Annotated in this window: 14 protein-coding genes and 1 tRNA gene; 6 read left to right on the top strand and 9 right to left on the bottom strand. The window is 70.6% G+C overall.

Annotated elements, in window-relative coordinates; translation table 11 throughout:
• The first annotated feature begins 12 nt into the window (after nucleotides 1–12).
• Nucleotides 13–1275 (top strand): lipopolysaccharide biosynthesis protein, encoded by a 1263-nt coding sequence (locus tag VMF51_RS08605; RefSeq protein WP_325474002.1) that lies wholly within the window; start codon nucleotides 13–15, stop codon nucleotides 1273–1275.
• 6 nt (nucleotides 1276–1281) lie between these two features.
• On the opposite strand, the gene VMF51_RS08610 is transcribed toward VMF51_RS08605, so the two are convergent.
• Together VMF51_RS08610 and polA are read right to left on the bottom strand one after the other, a co-directional pair.
• The gene (locus VMF51_RS08610) at nucleotides 1282–2688 is read right to left on the bottom strand and encodes a PQQ-binding-like beta-propeller repeat protein (protein ID WP_325474003.1); all 1407 of its coding nucleotides are present in this window, start codon (nucleotides 2686–2688) and stop codon (nucleotides 1282–1284) included.
• 80 nt (nucleotides 2689–2768) lie between these two features.
• Complete coding sequence (gene polA, locus VMF51_RS08615) at nucleotides 2769–5453, bottom strand: DNA polymerase I (RefSeq protein ID WP_325474004.1); 2685 nt, start codon at nucleotides 5451–5453, stop codon at nucleotides 2769–2771.
• A gap of 42 nt (nucleotides 5454–5495) precedes the next feature.
• On the opposite strand from polA, the gene VMF51_RS08620 reads away from it, so the two are divergent.
• Nucleotides 5496–5939, top strand: a complete 444-nt coding sequence (locus VMF51_RS08620; protein ID WP_325474005.1) for a hotdog fold thioesterase — start codon at nucleotides 5496–5498, stop codon at nucleotides 5937–5939.
• A gap of 13 nt (nucleotides 5940–5952) precedes the next feature.
• On the opposite strand, the gene VMF51_RS08625 is transcribed toward VMF51_RS08620, so the two are convergent.
• A complete protein-coding gene (locus VMF51_RS08625; protein ID WP_325474006.1) occupies nucleotides 5953–6528 on the bottom strand; it encodes a GNAT family N-acetyltransferase in 576 nt (191 codons plus the stop codon).
• Between the two features lie 115 nt (nucleotides 6529–6643).
• On the opposite strand from VMF51_RS08625, the gene VMF51_RS08630 reads away from it, so the two are divergent.
• Both VMF51_RS08630 and VMF51_RS08635 read left to right on the top strand, forming a co-directional pair.
• On the top strand, nucleotides 6644–7390 hold the full coding sequence (locus VMF51_RS08630) for a DUF554 domain-containing protein (RefSeq protein WP_325474007.1): 747 nt from the start codon (nucleotides 6644–6646) through the stop codon (nucleotides 7388–7390).
• Nucleotides 7391–7559: 169 nt separating this feature from the next.
• Nucleotides 7560–8867: an ABC transporter substrate-binding protein gene (locus VMF51_RS08635; RefSeq protein WP_325474008.1), complete on the top strand. Its 1308-nt coding sequence runs from the start codon at nucleotides 7560–7562 to the stop codon at nucleotides 8865–8867.
• Between the two features lie 169 nt (nucleotides 8868–9036).
• On the opposite strand, the gene VMF51_RS08640 is transcribed toward VMF51_RS08635, so the two are convergent.
• The 5 genes from VMF51_RS08640 to VMF51_RS08660 form a co-directional block, all read right to left on the bottom strand.
• Nucleotides 9037–9807 (bottom strand): ABC transporter ATP-binding protein, encoded by a 771-nt coding sequence (locus tag VMF51_RS08640; RefSeq protein WP_325474009.1) that lies wholly within the window; start codon nucleotides 9805–9807, stop codon nucleotides 9037–9039.
• A complete protein-coding gene (locus VMF51_RS08645; RefSeq protein WP_325474010.1) occupies nucleotides 9804–10709 on the bottom strand; it encodes an ABC transporter ATP-binding protein in 906 nt (301 codons plus the stop codon). The genes VMF51_RS08640 and VMF51_RS08645 overlap by 4 nt, the downstream gene beginning before the upstream one ends.
• Nucleotides 10699–11694 carry a branched-chain amino acid ABC transporter permease gene (locus tag VMF51_RS08650; RefSeq protein ID WP_325474011.1) on the bottom strand — a complete coding sequence of 332 codons (996 nt, stop codon included), beginning with the start codon at nucleotides 11692–11694 and terminating at the stop codon, nucleotides 10699–10701. The genes VMF51_RS08645 and VMF51_RS08650 overlap by 11 nt, the downstream gene beginning before the upstream one ends.
• Nucleotides 11695–11704: 10 nt before the next feature.
• A complete protein-coding gene (locus VMF51_RS08655) occupies nucleotides 11705–12922 on the bottom strand; it encodes an ABC transporter permease subunit (protein ID WP_325474012.1) in 1218 nt (405 codons plus the stop codon).
• A gap of 299 nt (nucleotides 12923–13221) precedes the next feature.
• Nucleotides 13222–13833, bottom strand: a complete 612-nt coding sequence (locus tag VMF51_RS08660) for an ANTAR domain-containing response regulator (RefSeq protein WP_325474013.1) — start codon at nucleotides 13831–13833, stop codon at nucleotides 13222–13224.
• A gap of 127 nt (nucleotides 13834–13960) precedes the next feature.
• Between VMF51_RS08660 and VMF51_RS08665 the strand changes: the two genes are divergently transcribed.
• Together VMF51_RS08665 and VMF51_RS08670 are read left to right on the top strand one after the other, a co-directional pair.
• Nucleotides 13961–14033: transfer RNA gene (locus tag VMF51_RS08665), tRNA-Leu, on the top strand.
• A gap of 322 nt (nucleotides 14034–14355) precedes the next feature.
• Entirely contained in the window at nucleotides 14356–14814 is a 459-nt protein-coding gene (locus VMF51_RS08670; RefSeq protein WP_325474014.1) for a hypothetical protein, read from the top strand.
• Between the two features lie 3 nt (nucleotides 14815–14817).
• On the opposite strand, the gene pyk is transcribed toward VMF51_RS08670, so the two are convergent.
• Nucleotides 14818–16290 carry a pyruvate kinase gene (pyk, locus tag VMF51_RS08675; RefSeq protein WP_325474015.1) on the bottom strand — a complete coding sequence of 491 codons (1473 nt, stop codon included), beginning with the start codon at nucleotides 16288–16290 and terminating at the stop codon, nucleotides 14818–14820.
• Nucleotides 16291–16347 lie beyond the last annotated feature (57 nt).

The following is a 16347-nucleotide window of genomic DNA, read 5'->3' on the forward strand; positions in this document are numbered from 1 at the left end:
TACGATGTCTCGGTGACGACGACCACCGACCGACCCGGTCAGCGACCGGACGGTCTGAGGGGGCTGCTGCGCGGCGGCGCCGGCATCGCCATCGCCATGGCGGTCATGAACATGTCGACGTACGGCTTCCAGGTGATCGCCGCGCGCCAGCTCGGCCCCACCGAGTACGGCGCGGTCGCCAGCCTGATGGCGCTGCTGATGGTGCTCGCGGTGGTTCAGCTCGGCCTGCAGGCGACGGCCGCCCGCCGCATCTCCTCGACCCCCGAGCACGTGGGCCAGATCGAGCGCACCATCATGGCGACCACCTACCGGGCGGCCCTCGTGGTCGGCGCCGGGGTCCTGGTCGCGGCTCCGCTCGTGCACCGGGTCCTGCGGCTGGACAGCGTGTGGCCGGCGGTCCTGATCGCCCTCGCCGCCGTACCCCTGACCATCCAGGGCGGACAGGCGGGGATCCTGCAGGGCGAGCGACGCTGGGTGCCGCTCGGCCTGGTCTACCTCGGCGTCGGCGTCCCCCGCCTCGCGATCGGCACCCTGTGCATCGTGATCGCCCCCAGCGAGACCTCGGCGATGCTCGGTGTCCTGATCGGCCTGCTGGTGCCGGTCGCCGTGGGCTGGGTCGCGCTCCGCCGTCCGCGCGAGCCCGGCGAGCACAGCCCGGAGCACGCCGGCCGGGCCGTGGTCCGCGAGACCTTCCACGCCTCGATGGCCCTCCTGGCCTTCTACGTGCTCAGCAACATCGACATCATCGTGGCGCGCACCACCCTGGACTCGCACGACGCCGGCCTGTACGCCGGCGGGCTGATCCTCACGAAGGCCACCTTGTTCCTCCCGCAGTTCGTCGTTGTCGTCGCCTTCCCGGCGATGGCGACCGTCCGGGCGCGTCGTACGACGTTGCTGCGCAGCCTCGCACTGGTCCTGGTGCTGGGCGTGTGCACCGTGCTCGGGGTGCTGGCGCTGCCCGACCTCGCGATGATCTTCGTCGGGGGTCACGAGTACGACGAGGTCAGCTCCCTGCTCTGGCTGTTCGCGGGGCTCGGCACGGTGCTGTCGATGCTCCAGCTCCTCGTCTACTCCGTCCTGGCCCGCCAGGGGACGCGGACGGCCTACCTGATCTGGGCGGCGGTCGTCGTCCTCGTCACGATCGGCGCGCTCGTCGGGTCGGTCGGCGGCCTGCTGGTGACCGTCATCCTCGTCGACGTGGTGCTGCTCTCGCTCCTGCTCGCGCTCAGCCTGTGGCGGATGAACCGTCTCGAGCTGGCACCGGCGGCCGCCTGAGCGTCGTCAGTCCTCCACGGTCGACGACGCGTCGGGAGTCGTCGACGGGCTCTCGGACTCGACGTCGCTGGGACCGTCGGTGGGGCTCTCGGACACGCCGTCGCTCGGGCTCTCGGAGGGACCCTCGGACGGGCTCTCCCGCGGCTCCGTCGGCGCCGTGCTCTCGCCCCCGTCGAACGACGGCAGGAAGACGGCGACCTCCTGGTACAGCAGGGCGCCGCCCCAGTTGTTGACCGCCACCGGTCCGGCTCCCGTGTTGTCGGCGACGTCCTGACCGGTCACCGCGTTCAGGACCACGCCGACCCCGCTGTCGAGGAGGCCGTAGACGAGATCGTCCTGCACCAGGGTCACCAGCGGCGCGAAGCGGTCCTCGGTGGGCAGCGACCACGCCGGCTCCCCCGTCGCCAGGTCCCAGCCGACGACGTCGTCGTCGTCCGCCATCGTGCAGACCCGGATCGTGCCCGAGGTCTCGGAACACGCCCAGTTCCACCGGCGGGTCTCGGTCGGCGCACCCGGCGTACCGGTGCGCAGGTCGAGCGGCACGATCGCCGGCTTGGTGGTGACGCCGAGGGACCGCACGACCGTGACCGTGTCGTCCGTGCTCCCGATCGCCGTGGCGTCGACCGTGCCACGCAGCGACCGCCAGGCGCGCTCACCCGTCGCCAGGTCCACGGCCTCGACGGCGCCCGGGCGCTGAGCCAGCCCGGTGTTGAGCACGACGAGGTCGTCGGTGACGTCGAGCACCCGCGCGGGGCGCTGGCGCCACAACACGTCGTCGAGCTCGATGTCGACCGCCAGCACCGCGCGGCTGCCGGTCTCCCCGACCGAGGCCTCGATCACGACCACGTCGCCGGCCATCCCCATGATGCGCGCCGTCGCGGGCAGCGCCTCACCCTCGGCGTCCTGCGGGAGGACCGCGGTGGCGACGTCGAGCAGCTCGCCCGTCTCGAGGTCGAACCGGGTCACCGTGAAGGTGTCCTCGCCGACGAAGGTGCCGCTGCCGGCCTCGTTGGCCGCCTCGAGCAGGATCCCCCACCCCGCGGTCCGGTCGACCTCCAGGTCGGTGAACTGGCCACCCGTCGACGTCAGCGTGTACGCCGTCTCGGTGGAGGGCAGCACCCGCCCGACGGCGCTTCCGGCGGTCATGGTGACGATGGCGTCGTCCCCCGCGCCGACCGCCCGCACCCCGGTCTCCGGGAAGGTCGTCGAGCCGGGGCTGTTGAAGGCGGTGGGCACGGCCGTGGGTCGCTCGGCGGGCAGCGGCTGGGCCGAGGTCGACGCCGTGGAGGTCGGATCGTCCGACTGGTCCGCGTCGGGGTCCTTCACCCAGCTGCACCCGGCCAGGGTCCCCGCCACCACGACCGCGACCAGCCCGGTGCGAACCGCCTGTCCCGCTGAGATCAACCTGCCCACGACTCCTCCTGTCCTGACGGCGCCGGCGGGCGCCGCCCCACCTTAGGCGGACGAGCCGCTCTCCGCGGGCCGAACCGGCGTCAGTGCGCGGCTTCGTGCCAGCTGCGACCGGTGCCGACCGAGACGTCCAGCGGCACGGCGAGCTCGGCGGCTCCGCCCATCTGCGCGCGCACGATCTCGTCGAGCTGCTCACGCTCCCCCGGCGCGACCTCGAGCACGAGCTCGTCGTGCACCTGCAGGAGCATCCGCGAGCGCAGGCCGGCCTCCGTGATCGCGGCATCGACCCGGAGCATGGCGATCTTGATCAGGTCCGCGGCCGAGCCCTGGATCGGGGCGTTGAGCGCCATCCGCTCGGCCGCCTCCCGGCGCATCCGGTTGTCGTTGTTGAGGTCGGGCAGCTGACGACGGCGGCCCATGATCGTCTCGGTGAAGCCGGACTTGCGGGCCTCGTCGACCACGCCCTCGAGGTAGTCGCGGATGCCGCCGAAGGTCTCGAAGTACTCGTCCATCAGCACCCGCGCCTCGGCCGGCTCGATGCCGAGCTGCCCGCTCAGGCCGAACGCGGACAGACCATAGGCGAGGCCGTAGTTCATCGCCTTGATCTTGGCCCGCTGCTCCACGGTCACCGCGTCGGCCGGGACGTCGAAGACCCGGGCCGCGGTGATGGAGTGGAAGTCGCGGCCCGAGCGGAAGGCCTCGATGAGGAGCTCGTCCTCGGAGAGGTGGGCCATGATCCGCATCTCGATCTGGCTGTAGTCGGCCGTCATCAGCGACTCGAACCCCGGACCGACCACGAACGCCTCGCGGATCCGGCGGCCCTCCTCGGTGCGGATCGGGATGTTCTGCAGGTTGGGCTCGGTGCTGGAGAGCCGCCCGGTCGCGGCGATCATCTGGTTGAACGTCGTGTGGATCCGGCCGTCGGGCTGGACGGTCTTCAGCAGCCCCTCGATGGTCTGGCGCAGCCGGGCCACGTCGCGGTGCCGCAGCAGGTGCTCGAGGAACGGGTGCTGGTTCTGGGCGTGGAGCTTCTGGAGCGCGTCGGCGTCGGTGGTGTAGCCGGTCTTCGTGCGCTTGGTCTTCGGCATGCCGAGCTCGTCGAAGAGCACCACCTGCAGCTGCTTGGGCGAGCCGAGGTTGATCTCCTTGCCGATGACGGCGTACGCGTCCTCGGCGGCCTGGCGCACCTCGGCCGCGAAGTGGCTCTCCAGCTCCTCGAGCTGGTCGGTGTCGACCGCGATGCCGGTGCGCTCGAGGTCGCCCAGCAGCTGCACCAGCGGCAGCTCGACCTCCGCCAGCAGGCGGGCGCCGCCCGCCTGCTCGACCTCCCCGTCGAGGGCCTCGGCGAGGTCGATCACGGCCCGGGCGTGCAGCATCGCCGTCTCGGCGACGTCGTCGCCGTCACCGGCGTCGAAGAGCGCCTCCTGCTCCCCCTCGCTCTCCGTGCGCAGCTCGCGGCGGAGGTAGCGCAGCGTCAGGTCGGCCAGGTTGTAGGAACGCTGGTCGGGCTGGACGAGGTACGCCGCCAGCGCCGTGTCGCTCACCAGGCCGGCCAGCGTCCACCCCTGCGCGAAGAGCGCGTGCTGCGGACCCTTCGCATCGTGCAGCACCTTGGGCCGGGCGGGGTCGGCGAGCCAGTCGGCGAGCGCCGACTCGTCCTCGGGGGTCAGGCCCGCCACGTCGAGGTACGCCGCGAGTCCGCTGACGTCGGCGACCGCGATCCCGTCGACCACGCCGGTGCCCGAGCCCCAGGTGCCACGGACGTGCACGCCGACGTGCTGGGCGCCCAGCCCGCCGAGGAACTCCGGCACCTCGCCGGGGCCGAGACGGCGGCCGGAGAGCTCGAAGCCCCCCTCGTCGACCGGCGCCTCCTCCTCGGGGCTCAGCGTGTCGATGGTCCGCTGGCGCAGCTCGCCACGGAACTCCAGGTCGTCGAAGAGGGTCAGCGCCGTCTGCCGGTCCCACGGCGCCAGCACCAGCTCCTCGGGGCGGCGCTCCAGGTCGAGGTCGCGGACCAGCGCGTTGAGCTGGCGGTTGCGGATCACGTCGCCGAGGTGCTCGCGCAGCGCCTCGCCCTTCTTGCCGGTGATCTTGTCGGCGTTCGTGATGACGTTGTCGAGGCCGTCGTAGGTGTTGATCCACTTGGCCGCGAAGCCCTGACCGACCCCCGGCACGCCGGGCAGGTTGTCGGAGGTCTCGCCGACGATCGCGGCGAGCTCGGGGTAGCGGTGCGGCGGCACGCCGTACTTCGCCTCGACCGCCTCGGGCGTCATCCGCGCCAGGTCGGAGACGCCGCGCATCGGGTAGAGGACGGTCGAGTCGGCCGTCACCAGCTGCAGCGAGTCGCGGTCGCCGGTGAGGATCAGCACCTCCATGCCGGCGGCGAGCGCCTGCGTGGTGAGGGTCGCGATGATGTCGTCGGCCTCGTAGCCGTCCTTCTTCAGGTACCGGATGCCGAAGGCGTCGAGGACCTGCTCGATGATCGGGAGCTGGCTGCCGAACTCGCCAGGGGTCTTGTTCCGCTTCGCCTTGTACTCCGAGTACTGCTCGAGGCGGAAGGTCTGGCGCGAGACGTCGAAGGCGACCGCGACGTGGGTCGGCTGCTCGTCACGCAGCACGTTGACCAGCATCGAGGTGAAGCCGTAGACCGCGTTGGTGTGCTGCCCGGTGGTGGTGGAGAAGTTCTCCACCGGCAGCGCGAAGAACGCGCGGTAGGCCAGGGAGTGGCCGTCGAGGAGGAGCAGGCGCGGACGGGTCGACTCAGGCACCCGCCGACTCTAGCGGCGTGCGCCGACAGGCAGGATGGGGCCATGAGCGAGGACGCGCGCCAGCAGCTGTCGGTCGAGGAGTTCGTCGCCGCGATGCCCCAGGGCATGGGCGGGCTGAACGAGCGGATGGGCATCGAGCTCGTCGAGATCTCCGCGGACCGCGTGGTCGCGACCATGCCGGTCGCGGGCAACACCCAGCCGTACGGCCTCCTGCACGGCGGGGCGTCCGTGGTCCTCGCCGAGTCGCTCGGCTCCATCGGGGCGGCCATCAACGCGCACCCGGACCGGGTCGCGGTCGGCGTCGACATCAACGCGACCCACCACCGCTCGGCCACGTCCGGCATCGTCACCGGCGTCGCCACCCCGGTCCACCTGGGCCGGACGAGCTCGTGCTGGGAGGTCGTGGTCAGCGACGAGCGGGGCAAGCGGGTCTGCACCTCCCGCATCACCTGCTCGCTCATCCCCCGCGAGCGCGTCGGGATGTAGGGCTCGCCCGGGCTCAGTTCGCGTCGGAGGCCTGCGACCGCTTCAACGAGCGCCGGGCGGCGAGGACCTGCCCGAGCTGGCGGCCGCTGCTGCGGTGCAGGCTGGGGCGCTGGGCGGCCAGCCGCGCGCGGACCGCGTGCGTGGACGCCACCCGCAGGACCGCCTGCGGCCCGAGGGCGAGTCGTGCCATGAACCGGTTGCCGTCGCGCGAGCTGGACGCCGCGGCGGTCGCCAGCTGCGTGACGCCGAGCTCCTCGGCGTAGCTCACCGCCGCCTCCATCAGGGTGCGGCCCACCCCGTGGCGGCGGAACTCCGGGAGCACGTGCGGCGAGAGCGCCTGCAGGGTCGGCTCCAGGTTGATCGCGCTGAGCGTGGTCAACCTCAGGTAGACGGCGCCGGCCGGGCTGCCGTCGTACTCGGCGATGACGATCTTCTCGTCCGGCGACTCGGTCGCCGTCTTGATGACCAGCTCGAGGTCGGCCACCTGCTCCGCGCGGTCGACCCGCCGGATCGCGCTCTCCCACAGGGTCGCGAGGAACGGGGCGTCGCTGGCCCGCGCAGGCCGCAGGGACACCAGCGTCCGCATCATCGGTTCATGGCCTTCTACGTCTTCCCAGTGGCGAGCGCGCAGTCCGGTCCCGTGAACGCGACTCTCGGCCCGAGGCTACTCTCTGCAGGCTGATGTCGGCAGAGGAGGGGTCGAGGTGTTCCCTGGGATCGGGACGCTCGTGAACGTCGCCGCCGTGCTGGTCGGCGCGCTCCTCGGACTCCTGCTCGGGAACCGGCTCCCCATGCGCACCCGCGAGGTCGTCACCGACGCCCTCGGGCTGGTCACCCTGTTGAGCGCCGCGACCAGCGCGGCGGCCGTCCTCGACCCGGCCCTCACGGCCGAGGTCGGCGACAGCGCCCCGATGCTGATCGTGCTCGGCGCCCTGCTCCTCGGCGGGATCGTGGGCTCGCTGCTCGGCATCGAGACCGGGGTGAGCTCCTTCGGTGGCTGGCTGCAGCGCCGCCTCGTCGGCCAGATCGGCTCGGCGGAGCGGCAGCGCTTCATCGAGGGGTTCGTCGCCTCGTCACTGCTCTTCTGCACCGGGCCGCTGACGATCCTCGGCTCGTTGAACGACGGGCTCGGCAACGGTGCCGACGAGCTGTTCCTGAAGTCTGCGCTCGACGGCTTCGCCGCCATCGCCTTCGCCGCCTCCTTCGGCTGGGGGGTCGTGGCGAGCGTCGTGACGATCGTGGCCGTCCAGGGCAGCCTGACCCTCGTCGGCCTGGCGCTCGGCGACGTCCTTCCCGACGCCCACCTGGCCGCCGTCACCGCGGTGGGCGGACTGCTCCTGATCGGGATGGCCCTGCGCCTGCTCCGGGTGCGCGACGTCCCGGTGGCCGACCTGCTGCCGGCGCTCCTCGCCGCACCGCTGCTCGTCTCCGCGGTCGCAGCATTTCACTGAGCACGATCGTCCGGCGGGTATCCCCGGACCTGCCGAAATTGTCCGCTTGGTCACAAAACGGCCACAAAAGGCACCAGTCCAGTGACCCAGCACCCAAAGCGCGGCCGTCGCACTACCGTGCTTGCTGGTGCCCATGCCTGCATGGTGCTTCGTGAAAACCGGAGGATAAATGAAGCGCAATTCCCTGACTCTCCGTCTGGCCGCAGTGACGGCCGCGAGCGCGCTCGTGCTTGCGGGCTGTGGCGACGACGACAGCGAGCCCACCTCGAGCGACAACCCCAGCGAGAGCACCAGCGACGACGCGGCGCCCGCCGCCGAGGGCGACGGCACGCTGACGTTCGGCTCCCTGCTGCCGCAGACCGGCAGCCTGGCGTTCCTCGGCCCGCCCGAGTTCGCCGGCGTGGATCTCGCGGTCGCCGACATCAACGCCGCCGGCGGCGTCAACGGCGCCGACGTCGTGCACGTCCGCGGCGACTCGGGCGACACCGACTCCGGCATCGCCCCGGCCGAGACCGACAAGCTGCTCGACGCGGGCTCCGACGTCATCGTCGGTGCGGCCTCGTCGGGTGTCTCGCTCACCGTGATCGACAAGATCATGTCGGCCGGCTCGGTGATGTTCTCCCCGGCCAACACCTCCACGTCGTTCGACGAGGGCGACTACGCCAACCCCGACCTGTACTTCCGCACGGCGCCGTCCGACATCCTCCAGGGTGCCGTGCTCGCCAACCTGCTGGTCCAGGACGGTCGCAAGAACGTCGCGATCATGGCCCGTCAGGACGCCTACGGCGAGACCCTGGCCGGCGAGATCAAGAAGAACCTCGAGGCCCAGGGCTCGAAGGTCGCCGAGACCGTGTTCTACGGCGAGAAGGCCCAGTCCTACGACACCCAGGTCCAGGACATCGCCGGCGCCGGCGCCGACGCCGTCGTGCTGGTGGCCTTCGAGGAGACCACCGCGATCATCCCGCAGCTGATCGCCGCGGGCGCGGGCCCGCAGGACCTGCCGACGTACTTCGTCGACGGCAACACCGCTGACTACAGCAAGGACGCCACCGCTCCCCTGCCGCCCGGCACCCTGAAGGGCACCAAGGGCACGATCCCGGGCGCGGAGACCGCGACCGACTTCAAGGAGCGCCTGGCCACGGTCAACGACAAGCTGACGGACTACTCCTACGCGGCCGAGTCCTACGACGCCACGGTCGTCTCGGCGCTGGCGGCCATCGCGGCCGGGAGCGACGCCGGTGAGGCCATCGCGTCGCAGGTGGTCGACGTGACCACGGGCGGCACGAAGTGCACCTCGTTCGAGGAGTGCGCCGCGCTGCTCTCCGACGACCCGGCCACGGACATCGACTACGACGGTGTCTCCGGCCCGATCGAGCTCGGCGAGACGGGCAGCCCGACCGCCGCGTCGATCGGCATCTACGAGTACGACGGCGACAACAAGGTCTCCCCGGTCGACTACATCGCCGGCGAGATCTGAGCGGGATCCAGCCGCACCAGCACCAAGCGACAGGCCCCGGAGCGATGCTCCGGGGCCTGTCGGCTTTCTGGCGGACGCCGCCGTCCCGATCACGGCAGACCGACGACCAAGCCACAGGCCCCGGAGCGGTGCTCCGGGGCCTGTGGACTGTGCGGGTGACGCCGAGCGGTCAGCCGGTGGCGCCCAGGGTGCCGAGGTAGAGCTCGATCACCTTGGGGTCGTCGGCGAGCGACTTGCCGGTGCCGCTGTAGGCGTTGCGGCCCTGGTCGAGGACGTAGCCACGGTCGCAGATCTGCAGGCAGCGACGGGCGTTCTGCTCGACCATGACGACCGAGACGCCCGCCTTGTTGATCTTGCGGGTCTGCACGAACACCTCGTCCTGCATGACCGGGGACAGGCCGGCGGACGGCTCGTCGAGCAGCAGCACGGACGGGTTCATCATGAGCGCCCGGCCCATGGCGACCATCTGCCGCTCGCCACCCGACAGCGAGCCCGCCCGCTGCTTGCGACGGGCGCCCAGGGTCGGGAAGAGCCCGGTGACGAAGTCGAAGCGCTCCGAGAACGTCGAGGGGGCCTGGTAGCAGCCCATCTCGAGGTTCTCCTCGATGGTCAGGCTCGGGAACACGTTGTTGGTCTGGGGCACGAAGCCGATCCCCTGGGTGACCAGCTGGTCGGCCCGCTGGTTGGTGATGTCCTCACCCTTCAGCTGCACCGTCCCCGTGTGCACCTTCACCAGGCCGAAGAGCGCCTTGAGCAGCGTCGACTTGCCGGCACCGTTCGGTCCGATGATGCCGACCAGCTCGCCGGGCTGGCAGTACAGGTCGGCCCCGTTGAGGATGTTGACGCCCGGCAGGTAGCCGGCGATGAGGTTGTCGGCCCGCAGGACGGCGCCGTCGGCGGCGGCGAGGTGTGCCTCGCGCTCCGGGTTGGTCTCGCTCATGCCTGCTCCTCCTTCAGCTCGGCCTCGATCTCGGCCTCCAGGGCCTGCTCGTCGATCTGACTGAGGTCGGTGTCGTGGTGCGCCCCGAGGTAGGCGTCGATCACCCGCTGGTCGGCCATGACCGACTGCGGGGTGCCCTCGGCGACGATCTGCCCCTGGGCCATCACGATCACCCAGTCGGAGATGTGCCGGACCATGTCCATGTCGTGCTCGACGAAGAGCACGGTGCGCCCCTCGTCCCGCAGCGACTGGACGTGACCGAGCAGCGACTGCTTCAGGGCCGGGTTCACGCCGGCCATCGGCTCGTCGAGCATGATCAGCTCCGGGTCGACCATCAGCGCGCGCGCCATCTCGAGCAGCTTGCGCTGGCCGCCGGAGAGCGAGCCGGCGAAGTCCTCGCGCTTGGCGTCGAGCTTGAACCGGGCCAGCAGCTCGTCGGCCCGGGCCGTGATCTCGCGCTCCTGGCCGGACCAGAGCCACTTGAACGGCGCCAGCCAGAAGCTCTCGCCCTTCTGACCCGTCGCGCCCAGGCGCATGTTCTCGATGACGGTCAACTTGGCGAGCACCTTCGTCAGCTGGAAGGTGCGCACCATCCCGAGCCGGGCGACGCGGAACGCCGAGACCCGCTGGAGCGAGTTGCCGTTGAAGCTCCACTCGCCGGTGTCCGGCTCGTCGAAGCCGGTCAGCAGGTTGAACAACGTCGTCTTGCCGGCCCCGTTGGGGCCGATGAGCGCGGTGATGACGCCGCGCTGGATCTCGATGTGCTCGACGTCGACGGCCTTCAGGCCACCGAACGTGCGGGTGATCTGGCTCCCGACGATGATCGGGTCGGGCTTCTTCGCGCCGGGGTCGGTCGCCACGTCGGCGAGCGCGGCCTGGGCGGCGGTGAGTTCAGCGGCCATCGATCGCGATCTCCCTTCGATCGCCGAAGATCCCCTGAGGTCGGAAGATCATCAGCAGCATGAGTGCCAGACCGGTGATGATGAAGCGCACCAGGCTGGACTGGGTCTGGTCCATGAGCCACGACGGGATGAGCGGGTCGGGACCGCTGGTGGCCTGGCTGAAGAAGACGCCCAGGCCGGAGAGCAGGAACCAGAAGATGACCGCTCCGACCACGGGCCCGAGGACCCGGGCCGCGCCACCGATGAGCAGCGCGGTGTAGGCGTAGAACGTCAGCGTGGTGTTGTAGTCGGTGGGCACCACCGACGACTGCTTCAGGGCGAAGTACAGGCCGGCGAGGCCACCGAACATGCCGCCGAGGATCAGGGCCTGCATCTTGTAGGCGAAGACGTTCTTGCCGAGCGAGCGGACGGCGTCCTCGTCCTCGCGGATCGAGCGGAGCACCCGGCCCCACGGGCTGCGCATCAGTGCCCACACGATCAGGCAGGAGATCGCGACCAGGGTCCAGCCGACGGTGATGTTCCACAGGTCGTCGCGGCTGTAGCGGATGAAGCCCCAGTCGATGCCCTCGGAGTAGGGGTTCATGTCCTTGTAGGTGCTGGAGTAGCCGGTCAGGCCGTTGGAGCCGCCGAAGGTGTCCTTCAGCTCCACCGAGCCGAAGATCAGGCGCAGGATCTCGGCCGCCGCGATGGTCGCGATGGCCAGGTAGTCGGCGCGCAGGCGCAGGGTCGGCAGACCCAACACGATGGCCAGCACCAGCGGGGCCAGGAAGGCGAAGAAGATGCCGACCCAGAACGGCAGGTCCGCGACCACGACCGCCACCGCGAGCCCGTAGGCGCCGACGGCCATGAAGCCGGACTGGCCGAAGTTGAGCAAGCCGGTGTAGCCGAAGTGCACGTTGAGGCCGATGGCGGCCAGCACGAAGACGATCGCGGTGGGGCCGAAGGCCTGCTGCAGCGCGATGCGGAGAATCTCCAGGAAGTCCACGTGTCCCCCTCTACCCGATCCGCTCTCGGCGGCCGAGGATGCCTTGCGGCCTGATCAGCAGGATGAGGATGAGCACCACCAGGGCGCCGACCTCCTTGATGGAGGACGGGACGCCGAAGGTCGGCCCCACCTCGACGACGATGCCGATCACCATCGAGCCGAACAGGGCTCCCCAGATGGTGCCGAGCCCGCCGAGCGTGACCGCCGCGAAGACCAGCAGCAGCATCTTGAAGCCGGTGTCGAACTTGACCTGGCTGTTGACCGCCAGCAGCACCCCCGACAGGGCGCTGAGCGCGGTGCCGAGGATCCAGGCGTTGCGGATCACCCCGTCGACGCGCATGCCCGAGGACGCGGAGAGCGCGGGGTTGTCGGACACCGCCCGCAGGGCCTTGCCGAACCGGGTGCGCACCATCGCGATGCAGACGGCGGCGATGACCACCACGGAGACCAGGATGATCGCGATCTCCTTCTCCGCCAGGTGCAGCGGACCCCACTCGTGGCGGACCTGGGTCGTGTACTGGTCCAGCGAGCGGGTGGAGCCGCCGAAGGTGTACTGGTAGATGCTGCGCAGGAAGAGCCCGAAGCCGATCGAGACGATCATCATCGCGATCAGGCCCGTGCCCCGGTGCCGCAGCGGCTGCCACAGGACCTTGTCCTGGCCGTAGCCGAACAGCGCCCCGACCGCCACGGCGATCACCCCCGCGGCGATCACCGGAAGCCCGGCATCGCGGTTGAACCAGTACGTGACCAGGGATCCGAGCGTGATCAACTCGCCGTGGGCGAAGTTCGTCAGGCCGGTCGCACCGAAGATCAGCGACAGCCCGAGCGCCGCGAGGGCGATGATCAGGCCGAACTTGATGCCGGAGACGATCGAGTCGATCAGCTTCGTGGTGAAGCTGGTCGTGTCGGCGGCCTGGACGCCGATCGGGAACTGCGCGTTGGTCGCGGACCCGCTGATGAGCACCCGGATCTCCAGCTCCGTGCGGGTGGCGGAGTCGAGCTCGGTGCCCTCCGGGAGGGTGTCCTCGTCGAGGGTCACCGTGTAGGTGCCGGCCCCCGGCAGCGGGATGTTGGCCTTGCCCTCCGCGTCGGTGACGTCCTCCCCGACCTCGACGCCGTCGTCGGAGGTGACCGTCAGGGTCACCCCCTCGATCGGCGCCGGCAGGCCGTCCGGCCCCTTCTCGGAGTCGTTGGCCAGCGTGACGCTGATCGCGGTGCCGTCACCCACCGGCGCTGCCGGGGCCGACGTACTCGACGAGGGACTCGGGGATGGACTGGGCGAGGACGTGTCATCGGCGAACGCCGTGGCCGGTGACAGCAATGCTGCCGTCACCACCGCCAGCGCAATCAGTCGCGAAACCACACACAACTCCGTTCGTTCCACGCACCAGCGGCGAGGGTGGATGCAGTCTAGGGGCCCGACGGTCCGGGAGCGCTACATCAAATGGTGTCGACCGAAGGGAGACTCGCCCTTTACCACCCTGTGACCTTCGCCATGCGCCGGCGACGTCCGAACGGGGCGGTCGATCAGCCTCCGGCGAGCCCCGGACCGTGCTCGATCACGCCGTCGGCGACCTGCCGCATCGAGAGCCGCAGGTCCATCGCGGTCTTCTGGATCCACCGGAACGCCTCCGGCTCGGAGAGACTCAGCTGCTGCTGCAGGACGCCCTTCGCGCGGTCGACCGACTTGCGGGTCTCCAGGCGCTCGGTGAGGTCGGCGACCTCCGCCTCCAGCTGGCCGAGCTCGGCGAACCTGCTCACGGCCATCTCGATCGCCGGCACCAGGTCGCCCTTGCTGAACGGCTTCACCAGGTACGCCATCGCGCCCGCGTCCCGCGCCCGCTCCACGAGGTCACGCTGCGAGAACGCCGTCAGGATGACGACCGGGGCGATCCGCTGGCCGGCGATGGCCTCGGCCGCGGCGATCCCGTCGAGCACGGGCATCTTCACGTCGAGGATCACCAGGTCGGGCCGGAGCTCCTGGGCGAGCTCGATCGCCCGCGCCCCGTCGCCGGCCTGCCCGACGACGTCGTACCCCTCCTCGGTGAGCATCTCGGCGAGGTCCATCCGGATGAGCACCTCGTCCTCGGCGATGACGACGGTGCGGGTCGCGGGGGTCGGCGCAGCAGGCTCGGTCACGCGCCACAGGCTAACCCCGCCGACGCCGCCGTCGGGGCGTCGGGTGTCGGTCGTGCGGAGCGACCCCGGCCAGGGACCGGCGTGTCGGAGCGGACCCCGGCCGGGGGTAGGGTGTGCCCGCTCTCCAGCCCCGGTAGTCCAACGGCAGAGACAGTGGTCTCAAACACCATCCAGTGTGGGTTCGAATCCCACCCGGGGCACCGAAGCCGTCGCGTTGTCGGTCCTCGCCACGAGGCTGGCTCCATGTACGACGAGACGACCAGAGCCGCCGCGCTCGCGCTGCTGGAGACGCGGTCGCTCAGTGCCGCGAGCAGAGCGACGGGCATCAGCCGCTCAACGCTTCGCGTCTGGCGCGATGCGGGCGATCGGCCAGCGTCCCCGGGGTGCCCCCGCTGTGGCGGCACTCCACTCGGCCCCGCCTACTCGGCCCTTCTCGGCTACTACCTCGGCGACGGCTGTCTCTCCCGACATCCGCGCTACTACGCCCTTCGCGTCAGCTGCGACGCCGCGTACCCGGCGGTCGTGGACGACGTCGCCGACCTGATCAGGTCGGTCCACCCGCAGCGGCCGGTCTTCCGGGTACGCGCCCCAGGCGCGGTGGTCGTGCAGTCGCACTGGACGCACTGGCCGTGCCTGTTCCCCCAGCACGGTCCCGGACGCAAGCACGAGCGCCCGATCGTGCTGGCGGACTGGCAGGAGCGGATCGCCGAGAAGCACCCGGGCGGGTTCCTCCGGGGACTGTTCCACTCCGACGGGAGTCGGGTCCGCAATTGGGCGGCCCGGACGGTCGGCGGATCCACGAAGCGTTACGCGTATCCCCGGTGGCAGTTCAGCAATCGCTCAGCGCAAATCCTCGACCTGTGCTGCTGGGCGCTCGACCTGGTCGAGATCCCCTGGCGACGCTCCGGTCGGTGGACCGTCAGCGTCTCGACGCGCGACGGGGTCGCGCGCCTCGACGCCCTGATCGGCCTGAAGGGCTGAGGCTCAGCTCCGCTTGTACGCCGGCGCGACCTTGTTGATCGCGTCGCCCATCCGGTGGATCCGCAGTGCGTTGGTCGAGCCCGGGATGCCCGGAGGCGCACCGGCGATGATCACCACGAGGTCACCCTCGTGGACCCGGCCGATACGGAGCAGCTGCTCGTCGACCTGGCGGACCATCTCGTCGGTGTGCTCGACCGACTGGGTCTTAAAGGTCTCGACCCCCCACGACAGCGACAGCTGGGAGCGGACGCTCGCCTCGGGCGTGAAGGCCAGCAGCGGGACCGGACCGCGCAGCCGGGACATCCGGCGCGCGGAGTCACCGCTCTGCGTGAACGCGACGACGTACTTGGCGCCGACCCGCTCCGCGACCTCCTCGGCCGCCTTGGCGATCACGCCGCCGTTGGTGTGCGGGTCCCACTCGATGACGTCGAAGACGCCGACGCCGGTGGTCGCGGCGGCCGCGAGCGCGTGCTGCTCGGTCGAGGTGATGATCCTGGCCATCGTCTCGACGGTGTGGATGGGGTACTCCCCCACGCCGGTCTCACCCGACAGCATCACCGCGTCGGCACCGTCGAGCACCGCGTTGGCCACGTCGGATGCCTCGGCGCGCGTCGGCGACGGGCTGGAGATCATCGACTCCAGCATCTGGGTCGCCACGATGACCGGCTTCGCGTTGAGACGGGCCTGACGCACGATCTGCTTCTGCAGGAACGGCACGTCCTCCAGCGGGCACTCGACCGCGAGGTCACCGCGGGCGACCATGAAGCCGTCGAAGGCGGCGATCACCTCGTCGAGGTTCTCGATCGCCTGCGGCTTCTCGATCTTCGCGATGACGGGGAGCATCACCCCCTCCTCGCGCATGATCCGGCGCACGTCCTCGGCGTCGGCCGCGTTGCGGACGAAGCTCAGGGCGATGAAGTCGACGCTGAGGCTGAGCGCGAAGCGCAGGTCGCGGATGTCCTTCTCGGACAGGGCGGGCACCGAGACGGCGACGCCCGGCAGGTTGATGCCCTTGTTGTTGCTGACCTTGCCGCCGACCAGCACCTCGGTCTGCACGTCGGTGCCGTCCTTGACGGCGGTGACCCGGAGCCGGATCTTGCCGTCGTCGATCAGGATCGGGTCGCCGACCTGGACGTCGCCCGGGAGGCCCTTGTACGTCGTGCCGCAGATCTGGTCGTCGCCCGGGACGTCACGGGTGGTGATCGTCCAGACCTGGCCGCGCCGCAGCTGGGCCGGACCGTCGGCGAACCTCTCCAGGCGGATCTTGGGACCCTGCAGGTCGGCGAAGATGCCGACCCCGTGGCCGCTGGCGTCGGCCGCCTCCCGGACCAGCCGGTAGGACTCGGCGTGGTCCTCGTGGGTCCCGTGGCTCATGTTCAGCCGGGCGACGTCCATCCCCGCGTACACGAGCTCGCGGATGCGCCGCGGGGAGGAGGTGGCCGGGCCGAGGGTGCAGACGATCTTGGCTCTACGCACGAGAAGAGAGTCTAGCGCGTATTTGATCGTTCAAAATCCGAACCCCCGGCCCGGCGC

This window comes from Nocardioides sp., assembly GCF_035503875.1.
Classification (GTDB): Bacteria; Actinomycetota; Actinomycetes; order Propionibacteriales; family Nocardioidaceae; genus Nocardioides.

Coding starts and splice junctions, on each gene's coding strand:
- VMF51_RS08620 (WP_325474005.1), top strand. CDS start 5,496: ATGAGCGAGGACGCGCGCCAGCAGCTGTCGGTCGAGGAGTTCGTCGCC.
- VMF51_RS08625 (WP_325474006.1), bottom strand. CDS start 6,528: ATGATGCGGACGCTGGTGTCCCTGCGGCCTGCGCGGGCCAGCGACGCC.
- VMF51_RS08635 (WP_325474008.1), top strand. CDS start 7,560: ATGAAGCGCAATTCCCTGACTCTCCGTCTGGCCGCAGTGACGGCCGCG.
- VMF51_RS08640 (WP_325474009.1), bottom strand. CDS start 9,807: ATGAGCGAGACCAACCCGGAGCGCGAGGCACACCTCGCCGCCGCCGAC.
- VMF51_RS08645 (WP_325474010.1), bottom strand. CDS start 10,709: ATGGCCGCTGAACTCACCGCCGCCCAGGCCGCGCTCGCCGACGTGGCG.